Source organism: Streptomyces sp. 8N114, from assembly GCF_052245835.1.
GTDB lineage: Bacteria > Actinomycetota > Actinomycetes > Streptomycetales > Streptomycetaceae > Streptomyces.
Genome location: NZ_JBQQBT010000037.1, coordinates 1 through 25,100, shown reverse-complemented (window position 1 = coordinate 25,100; position 25,100 = coordinate 1). Strand labels below are relative to the sequence as shown.

Genomic DNA, 25,100 nt, shown 5'->3' with positions numbered 1-25,100 from the left:
GATCGGATGTCGAGCGCCGATGGCGACCGTGGAGCACGTACGCGGCCCGCGCTGCGGGCCCCACGCGTTTTGGAGGCGGGCACCATGGAAGCTGACTCCCGGCCACCGTTCCGCGTCATGCTGCGGATGGAGATCCACCCGGGCAGGCGGCAGGAGTTCGAGCGCACCTGGCGACAGGTGGCGGCCGGCATCGCGCGCGAGCCCGCCAACCGGGGCCAGACGCTGGTGCGTTCGGCGGAGGACGAGAACGTCTACTACGTCCTCACCGACTGGGCCGACGAGCTCTCCTTCCGTACGTTCGAGCTGAGCGAGGCCCACGTCGAGAACCGGCGCAGGCTGCAGCCGTTCCGCAGTGGCGGCGAGATGGTCGTCACCGAGACGGTGTACGAGGTACCGCCGGCGCCCGCCGCCTCCCGGGACGAGGCGCCCACCGCCGCCGCTCCCGGCGACGACGCCGCAGCCGCCCCCGCCACCGAGCCGCTGGCCTTCGTCGGCCTGGGCAACATGGGCGGGGGCATGGCGCACCGGCTCCTGGAGGCGGGACACGCGCTCACCGTCCACAACCGCACGGCCGCCAAGGCCGCACCGCTGGCCGAAGCGGGCGCCACCGTCGCCGCGAGCCTCGCCGAGGCCGCCAAGGGCCGCTCGGTCGTGCTGCTCAGCCTGGCCGACGAGGCGGCGGTCGAGGAGGTGCTGTTCGGTCAGGTGGCCGACGTGCTGGCGCCGGGCGCGGTCGTCATCGACACCTCCACCGTCTCGCCCGCGTACGCCCGCGAGTGCGCCGCTCGGCTCGCCGGGCGCGGGCTGCGCCGGGTGGAGGCGTGCGTCGTCGGCAACCCCTTCCAGGCCCGCGAGGGCAAGCTCCGCGTCTACACCAGCGGCGACGAGGGGGACATCGCCCGGGTCGGCGGCATCCTGGACACCCTCGGGGCGCAGGTCGTCCACCTCGGAGCGCCCGGCACGGCCGCCACCCTCAAGCTCATCTTCAACCTGCTGCTCGGCGCGCAGGTGGCCTCTCTCGCCGAGGCGGTGGCCTACGGCGTCGCCGCCGGGCTGGACCGCGACCGGCTGCTGACCTCCGTCGCGGAGAGCGGCTTCAGCTCGGTGGTGCTGCGCTTCCGCGCCGAACTGATGCGCAAGGGCGCCTACGAGCCCGCGTTCTTCCGCTCGACGCTGATGGAGAAGGACCTCCGCCTCGCCCTCGGCGACGCGGCGGTGGCCGGAGTGCCGCTGCCCGTCCTCGACTCCGTACGCGAGCGCTTCGCCGGCGTCAACGAGGCGGGGGACGGCGACAAGGACGCGTCCGTACTGCTCGAACACACGGTGCACAGCGGCCGTTCGGAGGCGGCGTCGTGACCGCGCCGGAAGCGATGTTCCACCAGCTGCGCAACATCGCCCGCTCCAGCGCGGCCGCCACCCCCTCGCCGCCGCCCGACGAGGTGGAGGCGCTGCTGGACCTGGTCTTCGAGTGGTTCCGTACCCGGTTCAGCCCGGAGCGCGCCGCACGCGCGTCCGGTGTCTTCCACTACGAGATCGACACCCCGCTCGGCGTCCGCCACCGGTACGTCGCCGTCGGCGAGGGCGCCTGCACCACGTCCGCCACGCTGGACGGCGCGCCCGACGCCACCATCGGCCTGGCGCTGCCCGACCTGGTGGCGCTGGCGGTGGGGGAGTTGAAGGGCACCGACGCGTTCGTCGGCGGCCGGCTGAAGATCTCGGGCGATGTGTTCTTCGCGATGAACTGGATCGAGTGGTTCGGCGCCCGCAGCGGCCATCCGCCCGGCTCCGGCACGGACACGGCCTGATCCCCTTCCGCAGTGCTCCCATCCGAGCAAGGAGAATTCCCGTGCGCATAGCCGTGACAGGTTCGATCGCCACGGACCATCTGATGACGTTCCCCGGCCGCTTCAGCGACCAACTCCTGCCCGACAGCCTGCATACGGTCTCGCTCTCCTTCCTGGTCGAGGAGCTGGAGATCCGGCGCGGCGGGGTCGCGGCCAACATCGCCTTCGGCCTCGGCGGGCTCGGACTGACCCCCGTGCTGGTCGGCGCCGCGGGCAGCGACTGGGCGGACTATCAGCTGTGGCTCAAGGAACACGGCGTCGACACCGACTCCGTGCACGTCAGCACCAGCCGGCACACCGCCCGCTTCGTGTGCACCACCGACGCGGACCACAACCAGATCGGCTCCTTCTACCCGGGCGCCATGAGCGAGGCCCGCGACATCTCGCTGCGCGAGGTGGCCCGGCGTACCGGCGGGCTCGATCTGGTCGTGGTCGCCCCCGACGACCCGGAGGCGATGCTGCGTCACACCCGCGAATGCGCCGAGATGGGCATCCCGTTCGCCGCCGACATCTCCCAGCAGCTGGCCGTGCTGGACCGGGAGGGCGTACGGGCGCTGCTGGCCGGGCCCGCCTATCTGTTCACCAACGCCTACGAGGCGGTGCTGCTCCAGGAGCGCACCGGCTGGACCGAGCAGCAGATCCTCGGCCGCGTCGGCACGTGGGTCACCACGCGCGGCGCCGAGGGGGTGCACATCGAACAGGCAGGCGTCTGCCCCGTCGACGTACCCGCCGTGCCCCTCCGGCCGTCCGCCACCGTCGATCCCACCGGCGCCGGTGACGCCTTCCGCGCGGGCTTCCTGGCCGGCCTCGCCCGGCATCTCGGCCACGCACGCGCGGCCCAGTTGGGCAGCGCCCTGGCCACCACAGCGCTGGAGGTGACCGGCACCCAGACCTACACCCTGTCCCGGATCCCGTTCCTGGCGCGGCTGCGCGACGCCTACGGCGTTGAGGCCGCGCAAGAGTTGGCCCCGCATCTCACGGCGCTGGGCAAGCCCTAGACGGGGGTCAGGAGGCCAGCCGGGACGGGAAGCCGCCGGTGGCGATGGGGCCCCAGCGGCGCGGGGTGACCCGGATCAGCGACTTGCCCTGCTTCAGCATGGCCGCCCGGTACTCGTCCCAGTCCGGGTGTTCGCCGGAGATGACCCGGTAGTACTCGACCAGCGGCTCCACCGCCTCGGGCACGTCCAGCACCTCGGCCGCCCCGTCGATCTGCACCCAGGGCCCGTTCCACTCGTCGGACAGCACCAGCACGCTCACCTCGGCCTCGCGGCGCGCGTTGTGCGTCTTGGCGCGCTCCGGATAGGTCGAGATGACGATCCGGCCGGCGGAGTCGACCCCGCATGTCAGCGGCGACGCCTGCGGCGTGCCGTCCTCCCGCCGCGTCAGCAGGATGGCCCGGTGCCGGGGCCGTACGAACTCCAGCAGTTCATCGAGTCCGACCCGGGTGTTGGTAGCGATCGAAGGAGCCATGCCGTCGAACCTACGCCATGACCTCCCTCCGCTGCCCCGTACTACGTGTCGCACGGCCAAATCGATCCGCACAGCCCGCACCGCGCCCGCACATGACCCCGCACAGGCACCCGTACCCGCACCCGGCAGGTGGGGCACGGGAACGACACCCGCAGCCCCGCCCCGTCACCGGGCTCGAAGGCATACGCGGCGCCGCCGGGACCGGCACCGTGCCGCCGGTCCCGCGCATAGCGGCGCCGCTCCAGCCACGGCGCCCCGGCCAGCGGCGGCACCTCCTCGTCCCGGGCGGCCATCTCGCGGCCCCGCACATACGCCTCGTACGCCTGCGGGCTGGTGAACCAGATCGCCGGGTCCTCCCCGAAGAGGCGGGCGCGCTTGGCCAGTACGTAGCCGAACTCCTCCGGGGTGAGGTAGCCGAGCTTCTGCGAGGTGAGCGCGTCCTGCCGGAACGCGTCCAGCAACAGCCAGCCGGCGCCGAGGTAGGTGCTGGCGGTGTCGGTGAGGATCTCGTTGGCCGGGGTGCCGTCGAAGGCCAGCCCGAGGCGGTGCAGCCACACATGGGTCACCTCGTGGGCGAGCGCTGCGCCGATGTCGTTGCGGTGCTCCTTGAAGCGGGCGTTCAGCTCGACGAAATACTCGGGGCCCGCCGTCAGTTCGACGTTCGCCGCGTGTGTCATCTCGCGGAAGCTGACGATGACCCGCGCCTCCGGAAGCCGCAGGTGCCGCACCATCACTCCCGCGACGCGCTGGGCACCCAGATACAGATCGTCGGCGTCCGCGAAGGCGATGTCGCCGGGGGCGACGCTGGTGTCGAAGCCGCGCACGGACTCCGCCGACATCCGCCGGTAGAGCGCTGTGATCGCCTCGCGCACCGTCTCCAGGTGCGGAAAGCCCCGCTCCACGGGGTCAGCAACCGAACCACCCATCCCACACCCCCAGCGCACGGCCTACCGCCACGATAACGCCGCCCCGGGCGCCTGCCGGGAAAGCTGCGGCCGGTGGGGTTTGCGGCCGGTGCTGCCGGTAATACGAAACGCCAGGTGCTTGGGAGGACAGGCACATCCGCGGGAGGCGACCGCGCACGGTCACCCCGGGTGTCACCCGAGCCGCCTCTCGCGGTTGTCGGCACAGATGAAACCGGGAGGAGCGAGTTCCTATGTGCGCCGCACGGTACCGTCACGTTCGCGACCGCGCCCTGGACGTACACACGTCCCACCAGGTGCGGGAACTGCGTGAGAAGGTGCGCGCCGCTGTCCGAGAACTGAGCAGTACCACCCGATCCCACTCCGCACCTCCCACCGTCGAGCTGATCGCCCAGCACACCGGGCTGGCCGGGGACGAGGTTCGGACAGGGCTGGAAGCGACGGAGAACTGCTGCACAATGGGTCGGCGCCGTGCTGCCGAGCCCGGGCACCGCACCGTCCGCCCGCACGCGACGGGGCGCGTGCTCACCGTCTGACGGCCATGGCCGCGGGGCACGAGTCCCGCGGCCCCCGTGCGTCCGCGGGCCCTACGGCCTACGGTTGCCCGGGCAGGGAGGGGAGGAGTGGTCGTCGGTGGGAGGTTCGGCGTGCGCGTGGGGGTTCTGGATATCGGCTCGAACACCGTGCGGCTGGAGATAGCGGACGCCGACGGGGCGGTTCCGCTCCCCGTGCACACCGTCAAGTACCGGCTGCGGCTGGCCGACGACGTGGACAGCGAGGGCCGGCTGCCCGAGTACGCGGTGGAGCGGCTGGCCGAGGCGGCAGCGGCGGCCGACGAGGAGGCCCGGTCCTGGGGAGTGGTCCGGCTGACGGCCTTCGCGACGGCGATCGTACGGGAGGCACCCAACCGCAGCCAGATCGTGGAAGCCGTACGCAAGCGGGCCGGGCTGGAGCTGCGGATCATGTCCGGGCGCCGGGAGGCCGAGCTGACGTTCCTCGCCGCGCGGCGCTGGATGGGCTGGCGGGCCGGGCCGATGGTGCTGCTCGACATCGGCGGCGGCTCCGTGGAAGTGGCCTTCGGTCGCTCCGGAGTGCCCGACCTCGCGGTTTCGGTCCCGCTGGGAGCGGGCCGGCTCACCCGGGAGCACTTCGGCCCCCAGGACCCGCCCCCGCCCGAGCAACTGCGCGCTGTGCGCCGTCAGATACGGCATCAGCTGCGCGATGTCACCGCCCGCATCCGCTGGGAGAGGCCGCACACCGCGGTGGCCACCTCCCGCACGCTGCACCAGCTCGCCCGGCTGTGCGGGGCTGCGCCGGGTCGGGAGGGCCCGTTCACGCCCCGGTACTTGGAGCGCGGCCGGCTGCGCACGGAGCTGACCAGGCTGGCGCGGCTCCCGGCGGCCGAACGCGCCGAGCTGCCCGGTATCTCGCCGGCCCGGGCAGGCCAGGCACTGGCCGGGGCCCTCGTCGCGCACACCACCATGACGCTGCTGGACGTGACGTCGCTGGAGCTGTGCCCCTGGGCGCTGCGCGAAGGGGTGCTGATCCACGAGCTCGAACAGAAGGCCCCGGGCGCGTCCGGAAGTCCAACAGCCCCGCACACTTGTCCATAGGCAGCCGCCTACCCCCTCGCGAAGGCTGGGCGTCCAACCGAAGGGCGACGGCCGAGCGGAGGCGGACATGGCGAGCGGCGAGGCGGGCGACGACCGGACGAGCGCGGACGCGGCCCGGACCGCCACCCGTGGCGTGACCCGCAGATCGGTGGTGGCGGCAGGCGCAGCGGCGGGGGCCGGCACCGTACTCACCCCCCTCGCTTTTCCGGCGCCGGCGAGCGCAGCACCCCGCACCCACACCCTGCGCACCCCGGCCCTCGACGTCACCGTCGATACGGCCTTCCCCCGCATCGTCGGCTACACCGACCGCGAGACGGGCAAGACCCTGCACGCCCAGCAGGACCCGGTCCGCACCCTCCGCGTCGACGGCGAGGAACACACCCCCGAGGTCAGCAGCGTGCCGGGCGGCGACAGCCGCAGCATCACCTACACCCTCACCCTCGGCACCGGCACCGAACTCACCGTCGAGATCGAGGCCGAGGACCACCAGGTGCACTGGCGCGTCACCCGTATCAAGGAGAGCGCCTCCGGCCGGGTCGGCACCCTTCAGCTCCCCGGACTGGCCTTCCTCTCCGTCCGCTCCGACCAGCGGCCCGAGCCCGTGCTGTACGCCGCCCGCGTGGAGCTGGACAAGGACAGCAGCGGCGACACCCTGCTCGAGCTCACCGACAGCACCGAGCCCGATCCCGAACCGGTCGGCTGCGCATACGCGGTCGTCGCCACCGGCGAGCTCGCCGCGGCGATCGAGACCAACACCAGCTACGACAAGCCCGCCGGAACCAAGGGCGCCGCCTGGGACAACGGCCGGCTGTGGCGGCAGACCGTGACCGCGGGCGACGGGGCCCGCTCCGCGCGGCTGACCTGCGGCCAGTGGACCTACCGCGCCGCCACCGCCGGACCGGACCAGACCGAGCCGCTGCCCTACGTCACGGTCGTCATCACCCGGGACCGCAACGGGGACGGGACCGCTGACTGGCAGGACGCGGCGACAGCGATGCGCGACATCATGGTCGACCCGCACGGCGCCGACGAGCAGCATCTGCGGGTGGTGCCGCACATCCCGTTCAACTTCGCCAGCCAGGCCACCAACCCGTTCCTGACCACCCTCGACCAGGTCAAGCGCATTCACCTGGCGACCGACGGACTGCGCCAGTTCACCCTGCTCAAGGGCTACCAGTCCGAGGGCCACGACTCCGCGCACCCCGACTACGCGGGCAACTACAACGCGCGCGCCGGCGGCCTCGCCGACCTCAACACCCTGCTGGCCCAGGGCAAGCAGTGGAACTCCGACTTCGCGGTGCACATCAACGCCACCGAGTCGTACCCGGTCGCCAACGCCTTCTCCGAGACCCTCGTGGACAAGACGAACGAGCAGTGGGACTGGCTCGACCAGTCCTACCGCATCGACCAGCGCCGCGACCTGGTCTCCGGCGACATCGTCGAACGCCTGAAGAACCTGCGCCACGACACCGATGAGGGACTGAACTCCCTCTACATCGACGTCTTCCGTGAGTCCGGCTGGACCTCCGACCGCCTCCAGCGCACCCTCCGCGAACAGGGCTGGCAGGTCACCACCGAGTGGGGCCACGGCTTGGAGCGGTCGGCGCTGTGGGCGCACTGGGCGACCGAGACCGACTACGGTCCCGACACCTCGCGCGGCATCAACTCCCGCCTCATCCGCTTCATCCGCAACCACCAGAAGGACGTCTTCGCCGACAAGTGGCCCACCCTGCTGGGCATCCCGCGGACGGGCAACTACGAGGGCTGGCGCGGCAAGACCGACTGGCACGCCTTCTTCCGGCTGATCTGGACCCACAGCCTGCCCGCCAAGTACCTCCAGGCCAGGCCCATCCGCAGCTGGAGAGAGCACGAGATCACCTTCGAGGGCGCCGAGGCCACCTCCGTCACCGACACCGACGGCAAGCGCCGCATCACCACCGACGGCAGACGGGTCTACGACGACGGCACCTATCTGCTGCCCTGGGAGCCCCGCAAGGCCACCGACCCGGAGAAGCTCTACCACTTCAATCCGCGCGGCGGACGCACCACCTGGCAGCTGCCCGCCGGCTGGACGGGCACCCGCACGGTGTACGTCTACCCGCTGACCGGCCAGGGCCGCGGGAAGCCCCGGCAGGTGGCCGTCTCGGGCGGCAAGGTCACGCTGACCGCCGAGCCCGAGCAGCCCTACGTCCTCTACCGCACTCCCGCACCGGCGCCACGCGACCCCCGCTGGGGCGAGGGCACCCCGCTGGCCGACCCCGGCTTCCACGCGGGCGACCTCGCGGCGTGGACCGTCAAGGGCGCAGCGAGCGTCAAGGTGAGCGAGCGCGGCGACAACGAACTGGTCCTCGCCCCCGGCGGTGCCGCCTCCGTCAGCCAGCGGCTGGCCCGCCTGAAGCCCGGCAGCTACGCCGCCTCCGTACAAGTGCAGGTCGGCACCGAGGCGGCCCACCGGCGCCGCGCCGCGCTCTCCGTCCGCACCGCCGACGGCGTCACCGCGGAGAACTGGACGGAGACCTCCACCGCCGTCAACCACGTGGCGGCCGACCTCAAGCAGGGCACCCGGTTCCAGCGGATGACGACCTGGTTCACCGTGCCCGAAGGCGGCGGACCGGTCACCCTCGCTCTGACGGCGGGGAAGGGCGAGGTGCCGGTTCGCTTCGACCATGTACGGGTGGTCCCAGGGCGCCGCGCCGGCCGCCGCGGCACGCTGGTGCACGAGGACTTCGAGCACGTGCCGCAGGGCTGGGGGCCGTTCGTCAAGGGCGACGCGGGCGGCTCCACCGACCCGCGCACCCATATCGCCCAGCGGCACGCGCCCTACACCCAGCGCGGCTGGAACGGCAAGGCCGTCGACGACGTGATCGACGGCAGCCAGTCCCTCAAATCCCGCGGCGAGAACACCGGACTCGTCTACCGCACCGTTCCGCACACCGTCCGCTTCGCGCCGGGGAAGACCTACCGGGTCTCGTTCCGGTACGAGAACGAGAAGGCCGGCCAATACGCCTGGATCACCGGCGTGGACGAGCCCGATGCGCGCGAGCTGGACCGCACCGCACTGCCGGTGGCGACCGAACCTGCCACCCACAGCTACGAGTTCACCGCACCGGAGAACGGCGAGGCATGGGTCGGCCTGCGCAAGGCCGGCGACGACGGCAAGGCCGAGTTCGTGCTGGACACCTTCACGGTGACCGAGGTGCCGGAACAGTAGGCATCAACCGGCGATCGACCCGGTGACCCGCCCGGGGCGATCACCGTACGCTGCTGCCCTGAACGAGTGAGGGGAGCGCGCGCGGTGGCCGAGCACCGGTACCAGTCCTGGATGCGGTACTTCACCCCGGGCCCCGTACACCACCGGCTCGGCCTGGTCTGCCTCGGCGTCGGTATGCAGCACGGTGCGCTGCCCCCGGTCGGCCCGCGCACCCTCGATCACCACGTCGCCATCGTCATCAGCGGGGGCCGCGGCTGGTACACGGACCCCGGCGACCCGGAAGGCCGCCGCCGGGAGGTGGTGGCCCCCGCGCTGCTGTGGCTCACCCCGGGCGTACGGCACCACTTCGGCGCCGACCCCGGTGTGGGCTGGGACGAGAGCTTCGTCGACTTCACCGGCTCCGCTGTGACCGCCTACACCGAACTGGGCTGCATCGAACCGGAGCGTCCCCTCGTCCCCCTCAGCGACGCGGGCCCGGCGCGTGCCGCGATCGCCCGGATCGCCCGCTCGGCGCGCCCCGGGAACCCGCTGCTGGAGGTGGAGGCCGCTGCCGCCGTCCACGAGCTCCTCGTCGCCCTGCGCCGGGCCCGCGCCGACACCACGGCGGGCGGCGCACCCGTCCTCCAGGCCCTGGCCCGCGACGCCTTCCTCCCGCTCTCCGTCGCCGACCACGCGGCGCGGCACGGTATGACCCCCGCCGAACTGCGCGCCGCGGTACGCCGCAGCGCCGGCTGCAGCCCGAAGGACTATCTGCTGGGCATCCGCCTCGGCCGCGCCAAGGAGCTGCTGGCCGGCACCGATCTGCCCGTCTCCACGGTCGCCCGCCGCGTCGGCTACGACGATCCGGCCTACTTCTCCCGCCTCTTCACCCGCCGTGTGGGCACCCCGCCCGTCCACTTCCGCGCGGCCCAGTCCCGCAAGGTCCCCGGCGGCTACGCCAGCCGCGTCCCCGACCCGGACCACCCGCCGACCATCCCGAGCAGCCGGCTCAGCGGATAGGGTCGGGCGATGACCAGCAGCAACATCCAGCAGCCCGACGAGTCCGTACGCGCGGAGCTGTCCGCGCTGCGCGACAGCATCGACAACATCGATGCCGCCGTGGTGCACATGCTCGCCGAGCGCTTCAAGTGCACCCAGCGCGTAGGCCGCCTCAAGGCCGACCACCACCTGCCCCCGGCCGACCCGGCCCGCGAGGCCCGGCAGATCGCCCGCCTGCGCGAGCTGGCCAAGGACGCCAAGCTGGACCCGGCCTTCGCCGAGAAGCTGCTGAACTTCATTATTGCCGAGGTGATCCGCCACCACGAGCAGATCGCCGGGGGCGGCCGGCAGCACAACAGCTGACCCGGGCCGCCACCAGGCAGCCCGGGTCACACCGGTCCGTCAGTCCCGTCCGTCAGTCCCGTCCGTGAGTCCTGTCCGTCAGGAGATCTCGCCGCCGCTCAGGAGTCCTCCTCGCCCAGCCGGTGCACCCGCACCAGGTTGGTCGAGCCGGGGACGCCGGGCGGCGAGCCCGCGGTGATGATGACCAGGTCGCCGCGGTCGCAGCGGCCCAGCTTCAGCAGCATCTCGTCGACCTGGTCCACCATCTCGTCCGTGGTCTGCACCATCGGCCCGAGGAAGGCCTCCACGCCCCAGGTGAGGTTGAGCTGCGAGCGGGTCGCCGGGTCCGGGGTGAAGGCCAGCACGGGGATGGGGGAGCGGTAGCGGGACAGCCTGCGGACGGTGTCCCCGGACTGGGTGAAGGCCACCAAATACTTGGCGCCGAGGAAGTCGCCCATCTCGGCGGCGGCACGGGCCACCGCACCGCCCTGGGTACGCGGCTTGCTGCTCTGCGTCAGCGGCGGCAGCCCCTTGGCGAGCATGTCCTCCTCGGCCGCCTCGACGATCCGGCTCATCGTCCGCACCGTCTCGATCGGGTACTTCCCGACGCTGGTCTCGCCGGAGAGCATCACCGCGTCGGTACCGTCCATCACCGCGTTGGCCACGTCGCTGGCCTCCGCGCGCGTGGGGCGGGAGGCGTCGATCATCGAGTCCAGCATCTGCGTCGCCACGATCACCGGCTTGGCGTTCCGGCGGCACAGCTTGATGGCCCGCTTCTGCACCAGCGGCACCTGCTCCAGCGGCATCTCCACACCCAGATCACCGCGGGCGACCATGATGCCGTCGAACGCGTCCACGATGGACTCCAGGTTCGCCACCGCCTGGGGCTTCTCCAGCTTGGCGAGGACGGGCAGCCGCCGGCCCTCCTCCGCCATCACGCGGTGGACCTCCTTGATGTCGTGCCCGCTGCGTACGAAGGAGAGAGCGATCAGGTCGGCGCCCATGCGCAGCGCCCAGCGCAGGTCCTCGATGTCCTTGTCCGAGAGCGCGGGCACGGAGACCGCGACCCCCGGCAGGTTGAGCCCCTTGTGGTCGGAGACCATGCCGCCCTCGATGACCATCGTGTGCACCACGGAGCCCTCGACGCGGGTGACCTCCAGCGTCACCCGGCCGTCATCCACCAGGATCCGCTCACCGGCCGTGACATCGGCGGCCAGGCCCGGGTAGGTGGTGCCGCACATCGAGCGGTCACCCTCCATGTCCTCGACGGTGATCGCGAACTCGTCGCCCCGTTCAAGGAGTACAGGCCCTTCCTGGAAGCGGCCCAGCCGGATCTTCGGGCCTTGAAGGTCCGCGAGCACCCCCACGTTCCGCTGCGTCTCCTCCGAGGCGGCGCGCACCCGGTGGTAGCGCTCCTCGTGCTCGGCGTGCGTTCCGTGGCTCATGTTGAACCGGGCAACATCCATTCCCGCCTCTACGAGCGTCTTGATCTGCTCGTACGAGTCGGTGGACGGGCCCAGGGTGCTGACGATTTTTGCTCGGCGCATAGCCCGAGCCTAAGACTTACCGGCGCGTAAAGAACGGCCACCGGACAATTGTCCAACCGCCTTTTACCGAAAAGCCATTCAATCCCGAGGACAACTATTAAAGTGGGCGCCCAATTGCTCTGATGAGCGCCCACCGGGCTGTTCCGTCTCGACAGCCGAGACGGAACAGCCGAGCGCCCCTCGCGCCCTGCTCGCGGATCAGTCCAGCTGCGGCGGACTCATCACGAAGCGCGCGTTGACCTGCGCCGACACCGTCTGCCGCTGCGGCTCCAGATCCAGCGCCGGCGGCGGCCCGGCCGCCCTGCCGTACCCGGCCACCCCTCCGGGAGCCGCCGGATAAGGCGGCGGAGCGCTGTTCTCCGCACCCAGATCCGCCAGCTCGACCAGCGCCACCAGCCGGGCCCCGAGCGCCTCCGCGTACTCCCGGGCCCGCGTCACCGCCTCCCGTACCGCCTGCTGCCGTGCCGCCCCGTGCGCCGGCGAGTTCCGCCACAGCCCCCACCACGGGCCCTGGACCTGCGTCAGCTCCAGATCGGCCAGCCGCGTCGTCAGCTCCCCCAGCACCGTGAAATCCGTGACGGTGGCATTCAGCCGCACCCGCCCGTCATAGGCGTGCACCCGCTCCCGCTTACCGTCCCGCATCTGGGGCTGCACACTGAACGTCCCCGTCGACAGCTTCTCCACCGCATCGCCGTAGCTCTTGACCAACTCCAGCGCACGCGCGTTGCGCTGCGTCAGATCCTCCAGCGCCGCACGCCGGTCGGTACCACGTGCGGACACCGAGATACCGATCCGCGCATACTCCGGGTCGAACTCCAGACTCGCCTCCCCGCGCACCGCCACCCGCGGCGCATCAGGCGTGCCGTAGGGCACGGCGCCGAAACCGCCGCCCGGACCGGCATCCAGGCCGGGGTCCGAGTCGCCACCGTGCAGCGGCGGGGGAGGAGGTGGTGGAGTTCCTGGTATCTGTGTCATACGCCAACTGTGGCAGACCTCCCCGCAGCACCGGCGCCCGACCGGTCGGCCCCGAGCCCGAACCGGGTGAAGGCCGTACGCTGCGGCAGCGGGTAACTCTCCCGGCCCGTCACCGCGTTGAGGATCACCGCACTACGGTGCGCGGCCAGCCCCAGATCCGGCGCCCCCACCCCGTGCGTGTGCCGCTCCGCGTTCTGCACGAAGACCGAACCGGTGACCACGGGGTCCAGCACCAGCCGGTACTCCTGGTCCACCAGCGGACGATCCGAGCCGTCCCGCCGCAGATAAGGATCCAGCGCCGCCAGCATCCCGTCCGCCGGGCGTTCGGTGTACCCCGTGGCCAGCACCACCGCGTCCGTCGTCAGTACGCTCCGCTCCTGCTGCTCCGCGTGTTCCAGATGCAGCTCCAGCCGCGAGCCGCCGCCCCGCCCGGCCGTCCGCACCCGCACCCCCGGCGTGAGCACCGCGTCCGGCCAGCCGCCGCCGTCACCGCCTTGACCGGTGTCCCCGCCGGCGGCCCCGCCGCTGTCCAGCAGCAGCGTCCTGCGGTACAACTCGTCGTGCACCGCCGCCAGCGTCTCGGCGTCCACCGCCTTGTGCAGCTGCCACTGCCGGGGCAACAGCCCGTCGCGCACCCGCTCGGGCAGGCCGTGGAAGTAACGGGTGTAGTCCGGGGTGAAGTGCTCCAGACCCAGCTTGCTGTACTCCATCGGCGCGAACGCCGCGCTGCGCGTCAACCAGTGCAGCCGCTCCCGCCCCAACGGGCGCCGGCGCAGCAGATCCAGGAACACCTCGGCGCCCGACTGGCCCGACCCGACCACCGTCACATGCCCGGCCCCCAACAACTCCTCCCGGTGCTCCAGATACGCCGAGGAGTGGTACACCGGCACCGACGGCGCCTCCGCCAGCGGTCGCAGCACCCGCGGCACATGCGGGGCCGTACCGATCCCCAGCACCACGTTCCGCGCGTACGACCTGCCCAGCGCCTCCGCCTCGCCGTACGCATCCAGCTGCGTGAAGTCCACCTGGAACACGCCCAGTTCGGCATTCCAGCGCACCGCGTCCACCTGGTGCCCGAAGTGCAGCCCGGGCACGCCCTCGCTCACCCACCGGCAGTACGCGTCGTACTCGGCCCGCTCGATGTGGAACCGCTCCGCGAAGTAGAACGGGAACAGCCGCTGCCGCTCCCGCAGGAACCGCAGGAACGACCAAGGGCTCGCCGGATCCGCCAGCGTCACCAGATCCGCCAGGAACGGCACCTGAAGCGTCGCCCCCTCGATCAGCAGCCCCGGATGCCAGCGGAACGCGGCCCGCTGCTCGTAGAAGGCGCACCGCAGCCCCGGCAGCCCGTCGCCCAACGCCGCCAGCGAGAGGTTGAACGGACCGACACCGACTCCCGCCAGATCCAGCGGCTCCCCCGCATCCTCGGCCGCCGCCGGCCCCTGCTCGACATCCCTCACGCGTCCGCTCCCTCGCATGCCGATCCCGCCGGCTCCTCCGCCGCTGCCTCAGCCCCTGCCTCCGCAACGAGCTTGAGCAGCGCGGCCAGATCGCTGCCCCCCACCGCCGGGTTCAGCAGCGTCACCTTCCACCACAGCCGGCCGTCCAGCGCGGCCCGGCCCAGCACCACCTGCCCGCGCTCCAGCAGCCGCCGCCGCACCCGTGCCACCAGCGCGTCGTCCCCGCCCACCGGGCGGAACACCACCGTGGAGATCGCCGGGCGCGCATACAGCTCGAACCGCTCGTCCCGCACCACCCGCTCCGCCAGCTCCACCGCCGCCGCACAGGTGCTCTCCACCAGCCGGGCCATCCCCGCCCGACCCAGCGCCCGCAGCGTCACCGCCACCTTCAGCACGTCCGGCCGCCGCGTCGTGCGCAGCGACCGGCCCAGCAGATCGGGCAGGCCCGCCTCGGTGTCGTCGTCGGCGTTGAGATAGTCCGCGCGGTGGTCCAGAACCCGCAGCACGGTCCTGTCCGGTACGGCCAGAAAACCGGCGGCCACCGGCTGCCAGCCCAGCTTGTGCAGATCGAACGTCACACTGTCCGCCAGCTCCAGCCCCGCGAGCCGTCCCCCCAGCCCCGCACTGAACAGCAGCGGGCCGCCGTACGCCGCATCCACATGCAGCCGGGCCCCGTGACGGTGCGCCACCTCGGCGATCCGCGGCAACGGGTCGATGGCACCCGTATCCGTCGTTCCCGCCGTCGCCACCACCAGCGGCGGTGCGGCCGTTGCCGAACCGCCCCGCGCCAGGTCGCCCAGCGCCGTCTCCAGCGCCGAGGGATCCAGCACCCCGCGCGGTGTCGGCACCACCAGCGGCGGCTCCATCCCCAGCAACCACGCCGAACGGTGCACACTGTGGTGCGCGTTCGCGCCGCACACCAACCGCGCCGGGCCGCCACCACCGTCCGTACGAGACCGCTCGCGGGCCAGCAGCAGCCCGAGCTGGTTCGCCTCCGTGCCGCCGGTCGTCACCAGCGCCTCCGGCACCGCCGCAGCACCGGCCTCGGGGAACACCAGCCGCGCCAGCGCGCGGCACACCAGCGCCTCCAGCTCCGAGGCGGCAGGCGCCTGGTCCCACGAGTCCAGCGACGGGTTCAGCGCACTGGCCGCCACATCGGCGGCAGCCGCCACCGCCAGCGGGGGACAGTGCAGATGCGCCGCACACAGCGGCTCCGCCGGATCGGCCGCCCCCCGCGCCACCTCGCCGACCAGCACATCCAACGCCTCGGCGGCACCCACGCCATGCTCCGGCAGCGCCGCGCCCACAGCAGCCCGCACCCGCGCGGCGACCGCCTCGGGGCCGCCCTCGGGCAGCGGCCCCCCTCGCTCCACCGCGCCCCGCGACAGCGCCCCCAACACCGTGCCGAGCAGCGGACGCAACGCGGCCGGACCGGCCGGCCCGCCCGCGAGCAGGCCGACCCCCGGTACGGATTCCGGACCCGGGACCGTTCTCCCGTCCGGGATGGTGAATGCAGACGCAGGCGCAGACATGGCGGCTCTCTCGTACACGGCGGCCGAACGCGAACGCGACCGCGACCACGATTGGTTAGGGCGACCTAACTTAGGTGCCGTGCACTGTGCCGCCCGACGATCTCCGCGCTACTTCGCCCGAAGGAGGTAGATCGGCCCGGACCGGCGCGCCGGATCTGGTAAGAGGCCCAACACCCTCACCCCACCGCTGCCCGCACTCCCAACGCCCGCCGCAGATCGTCCAACTGGTCCTCCAGACGCCGCCGAAGCTCCGGCACCGGAGCGCCCGAGGTCAGGCACTCCTCGCCGCAGGTCAGCGTCTCCTCATCGACGAACGCCTCGGGGAAGGCGTACCGCCCGGCCGCCTCCGCCAACGCCGGACCGCGCCGAGCCGCCAACGGCACCACATCGGCGAAATACCGCCCCACATAGCCACGCAGCAACTCCCACTGCTCCGGCTGCCAGAAGCCCTGAGCAGTAGCCGTGAACAAGTAGTTCGACAACGCGTCCGCAGGACCGAACATGGCCTCCCACGCCGCCTCCTTGGCCACCGCACTCGGCAGAGCCGCCCGGCACCGCGCCGCCGCCTCCTCACCCCGCGCACTCGGATCACCCGCACGGGCCTCGTCGATATCCGCCGCGCCCACCGCACCCAGCACCGACAGCCGCAGCAGCAGCCGCCACCGCAACTCCACATCCAGCGCCGGACCACCACCCGGCACCTGGCCGGCCGCCCGCCACGCCAGCAGATCCTCCGGGCCCGTCGCACAGTCGATGAAATACCGCGCCGCCGTCAGCCGCACCCCCGACCCACCAGCAGCCGCACCACTCCCGTCACCGCTCTCCAGCAGCTCACGGCACACCTCGCCCAGCAACCCCAACGCCTCAGTACGCTCCGCACCCACCAGATAACGGTCGGCCGCATGACCCCGCGCGAACGCCAGCACCCCCTGCACCACTGCGTTGTCCGTCTCGTACGGCAGATGAGCCCGCACCGCACGCACGAACTCCAACGGCCCCAGCTCCGCCTCCCGCACCATGTCCCGCGCCGCATTCCACACCACCGCACGCGACAACTGCCCCGGCAGCCCCGACAGCGACGAACGCACCGTGCCCCACGACACCGGATCCAGCCGCACCTTCGCATACGTCCAGTCCAGGTCGTTGACCAGAACCAGATCAGGACGCGGCCCGTCCAACGTCACCGTCAGCCGGCCGCCGCCCGGCGGCACATCCCGCTCCAGCCGCTCCCGCAGCACCAGCCGCGACTCGTCCGCCGGAGCCCGGTCGTACAGCCCCACCGCCAGCCGGTGCGGCCGGTCGCCGCGATGCTCCACATCCACGTACCACTGCCGGGCCTCCGACTCGCCCACCCGCGGCACCAGCGTGTCCACACCCGTCGTCCGCAGCCAACTCTCCGCCCAGCCGCGCACATCCCGGTCCGAAGCCCGGGCCAACGAGTCGAGGAAATCCGCAAGCGTCGCATTACCGAACCGATGCCGCGCGAAATGCCCGTTGATACCCGCCAGGAAGCTCTTCTCACCTAGCCACACCACCAACTGCCGCAGCGCCGAAGCACCCTTCGCATACGAGATCCCGTCAAAATTGCCCCGCGCCGCCGCCACGTCAGGCACCGCGTCCGCATCCGGCGCCACCGGATGCGTCGAGGGCCGCTCGTCCGCGTCGTACCCCCAGCACTTCCGCTCCACCGCGAAATCCGTCCAGGTGTCCGTGAAGTGCGTCGCCTCACTCAGCACCTGATACCCCATGTACTCCGCGAACGACTCGTTCAACCAGATATCGTCCCACCAGCACAGCGTCACCAGATCGCCGAACCACATATGCGCCATCTCATGCGCGATCACCATCGCCCGCGTCTGCCGCTCCGTGTCGGTGACCGCGGAACGGAACACGAACTCGTCCCGGAACGTCACCAGACCCGGGTTCTCCATCGCCCCCGAATTGAACTCCGGCACGAACGCCTGGTCGTAGGAGTCGAACGGATACGGCTCGTCGAAGATCTCGTGAAAACGGTCGAAACAGCGCCGCGTCACCTCCAGCAGCTCCGCCGCGTCCGCCTCCAGATACGCCCCCAGCGACCTGCGCACATGCAGCCCGAACGGCAACCCCGCGTGCTCCGTACGCACCGAATGGAACGGGCCCGCAGCCACCGCCATCAAATACGTACTGATCGGCGGCGTCGGCGCACACTCCCACCGCCCACCCGCCCCACTGCGCGCGGCAACCCCGTTGCCCAGCACCGTCCACTCCTCCGGCGCCGTCACCGACACCCGGAACTCCGCCTTCAGATCCGGCTGGTCGAAACACGCGAACACCAACGGCGCATCAGCCACACAGCACTGCGTGTACACATACGCACAGCCGTCCTCCGGGTCCGTGAAACGGTGCATGCCCTCACCCAGCCGCGAGTACGGCATCAGCGCCTCGACCCGCAGCTCGTGCTCCCCGGCCGCCAGCCCCCGCAGCGGCAGCCGTCCCTCGCACAGCTCCCCCGGATCGATCCCCACCCCGTCCAGCTCGACCCGCACCAGCCGGCTCGGCCGCACCTCCACGAAGGTGTCCACACCCGCCTCCAGCGCGGCGAACCGCACCACGGTCGTGGACCCGAACACATCCTCCCCCCGCGTCAGATCAAGATCCACGGCATACTGCCGCACCGCCACAACCCGAGCCCGCCCCTGCGCTTCCGCACGCGTCAACACGACCATGCGCGCCATAGTGCCGCACCCGCGCACCCCACGCACCGGTATCCGCCCACGGCTTGCCATCCCGGAGCAACTCCCGGCCATGTGGCTGGCGTTGCGCCCTGCGGCGCTGTCTCCCCACCTCACCACTTCGCCCCGACATGCACATCCATCAGCGCCACGGAAGCACGCCGGGCGACGGAGATGTTGTACGGCACCGTGCCGCGCTTGGTGACCTTCCACTCGACGCCGACCTGGTCGAGGGTGCGGCAGTAGAGCTCGCGGATATCGTCGGACTTGTTGGTGAAGAGGTAGCGCGGATACTCGTACCGCTTCCGCTGCCCGCCGACCATGCGCGTGGTCCAGTTGGTGATCCGGCAGCCGTCGGAATGCACCAGCCCACGGATGAGCTCCCAGGGGTACGCGTCGACGATTTTTTGCTGCCAGGAAGCCAAGGCGATTCGGCGCTCGTGCTTCCTCCCCGGCCCGTGCTGGGGGAAGAGGCACCAAAGGTGCTGGGAGTACACCTTTACGTTGTGGCAGCCCTTCTTTGCAGCCCTGGAGACAGAGTTGTGCGGTAACACCCGCCGCATCGCTGTCTCACACTCGTCCGTCAGGCCGGGCCAGGCGTCGGCGCAGGTCACCATGAGGCTGGGCACCCGGTGCTCGGAGTACTGGATGATGTGGCCGTCGCCGAGGTAGAGACCGAGCAGGTACGCGTACGCCTGTCGGTCGAAGGCGCGGCCCTCGCAGCGCGGGCACTCCCGCCGCCGCCAGTCCCGGCCGCGGTGCAGTGCGCCTCCCGCCCGGCGCACCCGCTCCCTGTGTAACCAGTAGCCGACCGTGCCGTATGGGACCTGGAGGCGTTGCGACACCTCGCGGTTGGATGCTCCTCGCTCGTGCAGAGCGATTGCCTGTGCCCGTTTCGAAGGCTCGTGCTGTTTCATGTGGGGAGCATCACGCCGTCCGCTCCGACCAGGGGAAAGAACAGCACCCCGTTCACTCGTAGGAGTGAACGGGGTGCTTCAATGTGTGCCCGGTGTGGGATTCGAACCCACAAGCCCCAAAGGGCACGGTGGTTTGAGCACCGCGCGTATCCCTGTTCCGCCAACCGGGCTGGCAACGCAAAGCCTACCGTGTGCAGCGCCCGGCGCGCTCCTAGGTAGGCTCGAAGCTCCCACCTGTGCGGAAACGAGGAGCCAAGTGAGCGCGGCGGACTTCCCCGAGCCTGAGAGTGCCCAGAGTGCAGAGCCCGTCGAGGCGGAGACGTCGACGGGCGGGGGTGCGCATGTCCCTCCGGCGACGACCCGGGTCGTGATCGCGGAGGACGAGGCGCTGATCCGGATGGATCTCAAGGAGATGCTGGAGGAGGAGGGCTACACCGTCGTCGGTGAGGCCGGCGACGGCCGGCGGGCGGTGGAGCTGGCCCGCGAGCACCGCCCTGACCTGTGCATTCTCGATGTGAAGATGCCGGTGCTGGACGGTATCTCCGCGGCGGAGAAGATCGCCGAGGAGAGCATCGCCCCGGTGCTGATGCTTACCGCGTTCTCCCAGCGGGAGCTGGTCGAGCGGGCCCGGGACGCCGGGGCCATGGCCTATCTGGTGAAGCCGTTCAGCAAGACCGATGTGGTGCCGGCCATCGAGATGGCGGTCTCCCGGTTCACGGAGCTGAAGGCGCTGGAGAAGGAGGTCGCCGATCTCTCCCAGCGGCTGGAGACGCGGAAGCTGGTGGACCGGGCGAAGAGTGTGCTGCAGACGCAGTACGGGCTGACGGAGCCGGCTGCGTTCCGGTGGATCCAGAAGACGTCGATGGACCGTCGGCTGTCGATGCAGCAGGTGGCGGAGGCGGTCATCGCCGACGCCGAGGAGCGTAGGAAGCAGCAGTAGCCGACGGGAGGTGAGGGGGCGCCCACGATGGGGCGCCCCCTTTGTGCTCAGTCCTCGCCGAGGTACGCCTTGCGTACCGACTCGTCGTGCATGAGCTCTTCGCCGGTGCCCGACAGGGTGATGCTGCCGGTTTCCATCACATGGCCGTGGTCGGCGAGGGAGAGCGCTGCCTGGGCGTTCTGTTCGACGAGCAGGATCGTCGTTCCTTGGTCCTTCAGCTCGCTGATGGTGGACATGATCTTCTGCATCATGATCGGTGAGAGTCCCATGGAGGGTTCGTCGAGCATGAGCAGTTTGGGGCGGGACATCAGTGCGCGGGCCATGGCGAGCATCTGCTGTTCCCCGCCGGAGAGGGTGCCGGCGGCCTGGCGGCGGCGTTCTCCGAGGATGGGGAAGCGCTCGTAGGCGTTGTCGATGTCTTTGGCGATGCCTTCGGTGTCCTTGCGGAGGAAGGCGCCGAGCTGGAGGTTCTCCTCGATGCTGAGCCGGGGGAAGATGCGGCGGCCTTCGGGGGAGTGGGCGAGGCCCATGGAGACGATCTTGTGGGCGCCGACTCCGTTGAGTATCTGTCCTTCGAAGGTGATCTTTCCGGTGGCGGGTTTGAGCAGTCCGGAGAGGGTGCGCAGGGTGGTGGTCTTCCCTGCGCCGTTGGTGCCGATGAGGGTGACGACTTCGCCGGCGTCGACGGTGAACGAGATGCCTTTGACGGCTTCGATCTTGCCGTAGGCGACGCGCAGGTCCTCGACTTCGAGCAGGGCCATCAGTCCGTCTTCCCTTCCTGCTTCCCGTCCCGCGGGGCAGCCGCTGCTTCGTCCGGCGGGGCAGTGGCTTTCTTGTCCCGCGGAGTGGCGGTGCCGGCCTCTTCCGCTGCTTGTATCTCGGCTGCTTCGGCTTCGCCGGGTTCGCCTTCGAAGGGGGTGCCGAGGTAGGCGGCGATGACGCGTTCGTCGCGTTGCACGGTTTCGGGGGTGCCTTCGACGAGTTTCTCGCCTTGGACGAGGACGGCGACCCGGTCGCAGAGGTTGAAGATGAACCGCATGTCGTGCTCGATGACGAGGACGGCGGTGCCTTGGTCGCGGATGGCGAGGACGAGTTCGCGGGTGGCGGTGGTTTCGCCGGCGGTCATGCCCGCGGTGGGTTCGTCCAGGAGCAGCAGTCCGGGTTCGCTGGCGAGGGCGCGGGCGATCTCCAGCTTGCGTTGTTCGCCGTAGGGGAGGTTGCGGGCGAGGTGTTCGCGTTTGTCTTCGAGGCCGGTGAAGCGCAGCAGTTCCATGGCGCGTTCTTCGGATTCTTCTTCGGCTCTGCGGAAGCGGGGGCCGCGGATGAGGGCGGAGAAGAGGCCTTCGTGGGTGCGGGTGTGGCGGCCGACGAGGACGTTTTCCAGGACGGTCATGTTGGCGAAGAGCCGGATGTTCTGGAAGGTGCGGGCGATGCCTGCCTGGGTGACCAGGTGGGAGCGGTGGGGTAGGACGGTGCCTTTGTAGCGCACTGTTCCTTCGGTGGGGATGTAGAGGCCGGTGAGGCAGTTGAAGAAGGTGGTTTTGCCGGCGCCGTTGGGTCCGATGAGGCCGACGATCTCTCCGGCGTGCACATCGAGGTTCACGTTCCGTACGGCGGTGAGGCCGCCGAAGCGCATGGTGACGCCGGAGGCGTCGAGTACGACGTCGCCCGGGGCCGGGCCGGGGCCGGGGGTGGGCGTGTCGGCGGGTGTGGTGGTGGTCGTCATCTCGTCTCACGCCTCCGTCTTGCTGAGGCCGGGGGTCGCTGCCGTGGGGACGTCGAGTTGCCCCGTCTCGTGGAACTCGAGCTGCTTGCGGCGGTCGGCGATGAGGCCCTCGGGCCTGAAGCGCATGAGCAGGATGAGGGCGATGCCGAAGAGCAGCAGCTGGTAGTCGGCCATGAACTGGAGTTTGGCCGGGATGAGGTAGAGCAGTGCGGCGCCGATGAGGGGGCCGCTGACGGTGCCCATGCCGCCGAGGATGACGGCGATCAGGAGGAAGGCGGAGTTGGGTGGTGCGGTGTGTACGAACTTGTACGACTCGGGGGTGACGGAGAATTCGACGTGGGCGAGGACGGTGCCCGCCATGCCGGCGAGGGTGGCGCCGAGGGCGAAGGCCATCAGCTTGAGCCTGAAGGCGTTGACGCCCATGGCGCGGGCTGCGACCTCGTCCTCGCGGATGGCGATCCAGGCGCGGCCGATTCGGGAGTTGTCGGAGCGCTGGAAGACGGTGACGACGATGGCGGTGAATACGAGCATCAGCAGGTAGTAGTTGGCGAACCGGCCGAGTTCGAAGCCGAGGATGGTGTGGGGTTCGCCGAGGTTGAAGCCGAAGATTTCCAGGTCGGGGATGTTGGGGATGCCGTTGGGCCCGTTGGTGACGTTGGGGCCGGAGTCGCCGTCGAGGTTCTGTACGGAGATCCGGAAGATCTCTCCGAAGCCGAGGGTGACGATGGCGAGGTAGTCGCCGTGCAGCCGTAGTGAGGGGAAGCCGATGACCAGGCCGAAGACGAGGGCGACGGCGGCGCCGATGAGCACGGCGGCCCAGAACGGCACGTGGATGCCGATCGAGGAGGTCTCGGCTCCGGAGACGAGCGCTGCGGTGTAGGCGCCGACGCCGAGGAAGGCGACGTATCCCAGGTCGAGGATGCCGGCGAGGCCGACGACCATGTTGAGGCCGAGCGCGACGGTCGCGAAGATCAGCACGCTGACTGCGATGTTGGTGTACGCCTCGTTGCTCTGGGTGATCGGGAAGAGCAGCGCGGCGACGAAGGCGGCGGCCAGGGTGGTGGTGCGGTTTTTCCCGGCCAGTACGGACAGCCGCCGTGGGAGTCCGGCCCTGCCGAGTGCGGGGAAGGCGAATGCGGCCAGTACGAGGAATCCGATGAAGGGTGGTCCGTCCTCGGCCTCGATGCCGTAGGCGAAGACGTACAGCCCGATGGCGCAGGCGGCGCAGATCACCAGGATCTCGGCCCAGCCGGGGATGGGTGCTGCCTTTTCGGGTGCGGGTGCCTTGAGTGCGTGGATGAGCCGTTTCCAGGCTCCGGGCGGCTGTTCGCCGGTTCCGGGGTCGGGAGGGAGGTCGGTGGGCAGGGCGAGGGCGCCGACGACGGCCAGCAGGGTGCCTGCGATGCCGACCCACATGCCGGGTTCGAAGTTGACGAGGCCGCCGAGTTCGACGGCGATGGCCGCGGCCGTGTACCAGGTGACGCCGAGGTTGCCGAGGGTCAGCAGCAGCAGTGCGCTGTGTTTGCCGCCGGGGGTGAGCCAGCGCAGTCCGGGGACGCCTGCGGTGGCGAGCAGCATGGCCGCGGTGAGGACGGCGGCGGTGAGGGTGAGGAGCTGGAGTCCGGCCGGGTACATGGCGATGGTCAGGTCGCCGGGGAACTCGGAGGTCCAGGTCCAGGGGAGCATGGTGCTCACGAAGGCGACGACGGCCCCTGCGCCGATGAGGATCCGCCCCAGTTTGCGGCTGGCCGACGGGTCGGCGCCGAGTGGGAGCGGCGGGGGTCCTGCGGGGGTGTGCGGTCCGGTGGTGGCCGCTTCGTCGCTGTCCTTGGTGGCGGTGGTGTGCTGTGTCGTCATGGGTATCACGCCCGATCCGCGAGGCGTTCGCCGAGGATTCCTTGGGGCCGTACGAGGAGGACGAGGATGAGCAGGATGAACGCCCATACGTCCTTCCAGGAGCCGCCGCCGAACTGTTCGAGCCCTGGGATGTCGCCGATGTAGGCGGTGGCCATGGCTTCGGCGACGCCGAGGACGAGGCCGCCGACCATGGCGCCGTAGATGTTGCCGATGCCGCCGAGCACGGCGGCGGTGAATGCTTTGAGCCCGGCGATGAATCCCATCCGGAAGTTGACCTCGCCGGTCTTGAAGCCCTGGGCGATGGCGGCGATGGCGGCGAAGGCGGCACCGATGGCGAAGGCCATCACGATGATGCGGTCGGTGTTGACGCCCATGAGTTTGGCGGTGTCGGGGTCCTGCGAGGTGGCCTGCATGGCGCGCCCTGTGCGGGTCTTGGCGACGAACAGGCCGAGGGCGAGCATGCACACCGGCGCCGAGACGAAGATGAACAGGTCCTCGCGGGAGAGGGTGACGAAGCCGAGGTCGAAGTCGCTGCCGCCGATCTGCGGGAAGGGCCGGGCCTTCTTCGCGTCGGGGTAGAAGGCCCAGATGGCCTGCTGGAGGGCGAGGGACAGTCCGATCGCGGTGATCAGGGGGGAGAGCCTGGGCCCGCCGCGCAGCGGCCGGTAGGCGAAGCGTTCGGCGCCGATGGCGACGAGTACGGCGGATACGACGCCGAGCAGGATCATCAGGGGGAGGGCGACGGCCAGGCCGGTGCCGTCGGGCAGCCACAGGTAGGCGGTCAGCGCGCCGAAGCCGCCGATCATGAATATCTCGCCGTGGGCGAAGTTGATGAGCTGGACGATGCCGTAGACCATGGTGTACCCGATCGCGATGAGGCCGTACAACGCGCCGAGTGCGAGTCCGTTCGCCAGCTGATCCGGCAGATCTTGCACCGGGACTCCTTGGGGTGTGTCAGATACGACGGCGCGGGGGCGCTTTTGGCGACCCCGCGCCGCTGAGGTTCCATTCTGGGTGTGGGTCCGGATCCGCGTTCCCTGAAGGTGCCGGT

Annotated in this window: 21 protein-coding genes and 1 tRNA gene; 9 read left to right on the top strand and 13 right to left on the bottom strand. The window is 70.8% G+C overall.

Going from position 1 to position 25,100, the window contains the following annotated elements:
• Positions 1-84: 84 nt before the first annotated feature.
• From ACTWQF_RS35120 to ACTWQF_RS35110, 3 genes are read left to right on the top strand one after another with little or no spacing between them, the layout of a single operon-like run.
• Positions 85-1,356, top strand: coding sequence for an NAD(P)-binding domain-containing protein (locus tag ACTWQF_RS35120; protein ID WP_443283818.1), 1,272 nt, complete (start codon positions 85-87; stop codon positions 1,354-1,356).
• Complete coding sequence (locus tag ACTWQF_RS35115) at positions 1,353-1,805, top strand: SCP2 sterol-binding domain-containing protein (protein WP_443283817.1); 453 nt, start codon at positions 1,353-1,355, stop codon at positions 1,803-1,805. Before ACTWQF_RS35120 ends, ACTWQF_RS35115 begins: the two co-directional genes overlap by 4 nt.
• A gap of 41 nt (positions 1,806-1,846) precedes the next feature.
• Entirely contained in the window at positions 1,847-2,842 is a 996-nt protein-coding gene (locus ACTWQF_RS35110) for a carbohydrate kinase family protein (protein ID WP_443283816.1), read from the top strand.
• 7 nt (positions 2,843-2,849) lie between these two features.
• Here the strand turns inward: ACTWQF_RS35110 and ACTWQF_RS35105 are convergent, their stop codons facing one another.
• Entirely contained in the window at positions 2,850-3,314 is a 465-nt protein-coding gene (locus ACTWQF_RS35105) for a PPOX class F420-dependent oxidoreductase (protein ID WP_443283815.1), read from the bottom strand.
• 41 nt (positions 3,315-3,355) lie between these two features.
• Positions 3,356-4,240, bottom strand: a complete 885-nt coding sequence (locus ACTWQF_RS35100) for a hypothetical protein (protein ID WP_443283814.1) — start codon at positions 4,238-4,240, stop codon at positions 3,356-3,358.
• A 230-nt stretch (positions 4,241-4,470) separates the two neighbouring features.
• Between ACTWQF_RS35100 and ACTWQF_RS35095 the strand changes: the two genes are divergently transcribed.
• The 5 genes from ACTWQF_RS35095 (at position 4,471) to ACTWQF_RS35075 (ending at position 10,402) form a co-directional block, all read left to right on the top strand.
• A complete protein-coding gene (locus ACTWQF_RS35095; RefSeq protein ID WP_443283813.1) occupies positions 4,471-4,773 on the top strand; it encodes a hypothetical protein in 303 nt (100 codons plus the stop codon).
• Positions 4,774-4,884: 111 nt separating this feature from the next.
• Positions 4,885-5,850: a Ppx/GppA phosphatase family protein gene (locus ACTWQF_RS35090; protein WP_443283812.1), complete on the top strand. Its 966-nt coding sequence runs from the start codon at positions 4,885-4,887 to the stop codon at positions 5,848-5,850.
• 67 nt (positions 5,851-5,917) lie between these two features.
• Positions 5,918-9,061: an endo-alpha-N-acetylgalactosaminidase family protein gene (locus tag ACTWQF_RS35085; protein WP_443283811.1), complete on the top strand. Its 3,144-nt coding sequence runs from the start codon at positions 5,918-5,920 to the stop codon at positions 9,059-9,061.
• Between the two features lie 111 nt (positions 9,062-9,172).
• Positions 9,173-10,060, top strand: a complete 888-nt coding sequence (locus ACTWQF_RS35080) for a helix-turn-helix domain-containing protein (RefSeq protein WP_443283836.1) — start codon at positions 9,173-9,175, stop codon at positions 10,058-10,060.
• Between the two features lie 9 nt (positions 10,061-10,069).
• Positions 10,070-10,402 (top strand): chorismate mutase, encoded by a 333-nt coding sequence (locus ACTWQF_RS35075; RefSeq protein ID WP_443283810.1) that lies wholly within the window; start codon positions 10,070-10,072, stop codon positions 10,400-10,402.
• 98 nt (positions 10,403-10,500) lie between these two features.
• On the opposite strand, the gene pyk is transcribed toward ACTWQF_RS35075, so the two are convergent.
• The 7 genes from pyk to ACTWQF_RS35040 form a co-directional block, all read right to left on the bottom strand.
• Positions 10,501-11,928, bottom strand: a complete 1,428-nt coding sequence (pyk, locus tag ACTWQF_RS35070) for a pyruvate kinase (RefSeq protein ID WP_443283809.1) — start codon at positions 11,926-11,928, stop codon at positions 10,501-10,503.
• 198 nt (positions 11,929-12,126) lie between these two features.
• Entirely contained in the window at positions 12,127-12,903 is a 777-nt protein-coding gene (locus tag ACTWQF_RS35065) for an SIMPL domain-containing protein (protein ID WP_443283808.1), read from the bottom strand.
• Positions 12,900-14,381, bottom strand: coding sequence for a lysine N(6)-hydroxylase/L-ornithine N(5)-oxygenase family protein (locus tag ACTWQF_RS35060; protein ID WP_443283807.1), 1,482 nt, complete (start codon positions 14,379-14,381; stop codon positions 12,900-12,902). The genes ACTWQF_RS35065 and ACTWQF_RS35060 overlap by 4 nt, the downstream gene beginning before the upstream one ends.
• Positions 14,360-15,895: a pyridoxal phosphate-dependent decarboxylase family protein gene (locus ACTWQF_RS35055; RefSeq protein WP_443283806.1), complete on the bottom strand. Its 1,536-nt coding sequence runs from the start codon at positions 15,893-15,895 to the stop codon at positions 14,360-14,362. Before ACTWQF_RS35055 ends, ACTWQF_RS35060 begins: the two co-directional genes overlap by 22 nt.
• A gap of 176 nt (positions 15,896-16,071) precedes the next feature.
• A complete protein-coding gene (pepN, locus tag ACTWQF_RS35050) occupies positions 16,072-18,603 on the bottom strand; it encodes an aminopeptidase N (RefSeq protein WP_443283805.1) in 2,532 nt (843 codons plus the stop codon).
• Positions 18,604-18,722: 119 nt separating this feature from the next.
• A complete protein-coding gene (locus ACTWQF_RS35045) occupies positions 18,723-19,526 on the bottom strand; it encodes a helix-turn-helix domain-containing protein (protein WP_443283804.1) in 804 nt (267 codons plus the stop codon).
• Positions 19,527-19,612: 86 nt separating this feature from the next.
• Positions 19,613-19,696 (bottom strand) — tRNA-Leu (locus ACTWQF_RS35040).
• An 86-nt stretch (positions 19,697-19,782) separates the two neighbouring features.
• Here ACTWQF_RS35040 and ACTWQF_RS35035 point away from each other — a divergent pair.
• Positions 19,783-20,466, top strand: coding sequence for an ANTAR domain-containing response regulator (locus tag ACTWQF_RS35035; RefSeq protein ID WP_443283803.1), 684 nt, complete (start codon positions 19,783-19,785; stop codon positions 20,464-20,466).
• A 47-nt stretch (positions 20,467-20,513) separates the two neighbouring features.
• Here the strand turns inward: ACTWQF_RS35035 and ACTWQF_RS35030 are convergent, their stop codons facing one another.
• Genes ACTWQF_RS35030 through ACTWQF_RS35015 form a run of 4 tightly spaced genes read right to left on the bottom strand, consistent with a single transcriptional unit; the run spans position 20,514 to position 24,984 of the window.
• Positions 20,514-21,230 carry an ABC transporter ATP-binding protein gene (locus tag ACTWQF_RS35030; RefSeq protein WP_443283835.1) on the bottom strand — a complete coding sequence of 239 codons (717 nt, stop codon included), beginning with the start codon at positions 21,228-21,230 and terminating at the stop codon, positions 20,514-20,516.
• Positions 21,227-22,192, bottom strand: a complete 966-nt coding sequence (locus ACTWQF_RS35025; RefSeq protein ID WP_443283802.1) for an ABC transporter ATP-binding protein — start codon at positions 22,190-22,192, stop codon at positions 21,227-21,229. The genes ACTWQF_RS35030 and ACTWQF_RS35025 overlap by 4 nt, the downstream gene beginning before the upstream one ends.
• Before the next feature lie 6 nt (positions 22,193-22,198).
• Positions 22,199-24,049, bottom strand: coding sequence for a branched-chain amino acid ABC transporter permease (locus ACTWQF_RS35020; RefSeq protein ID WP_443283801.1), 1,851 nt, complete (start codon positions 24,047-24,049; stop codon positions 22,199-22,201).
• Positions 24,050-24,054: 5 nt separating this feature from the next.
• Positions 24,055-24,984 (bottom strand): branched-chain amino acid ABC transporter permease, encoded by a 930-nt coding sequence (locus ACTWQF_RS35015; RefSeq protein WP_443283800.1) that lies wholly within the window; start codon positions 24,982-24,984, stop codon positions 24,055-24,057.
• Between the last annotated feature and the right edge of the window lie 116 nt (positions 24,985-25,100).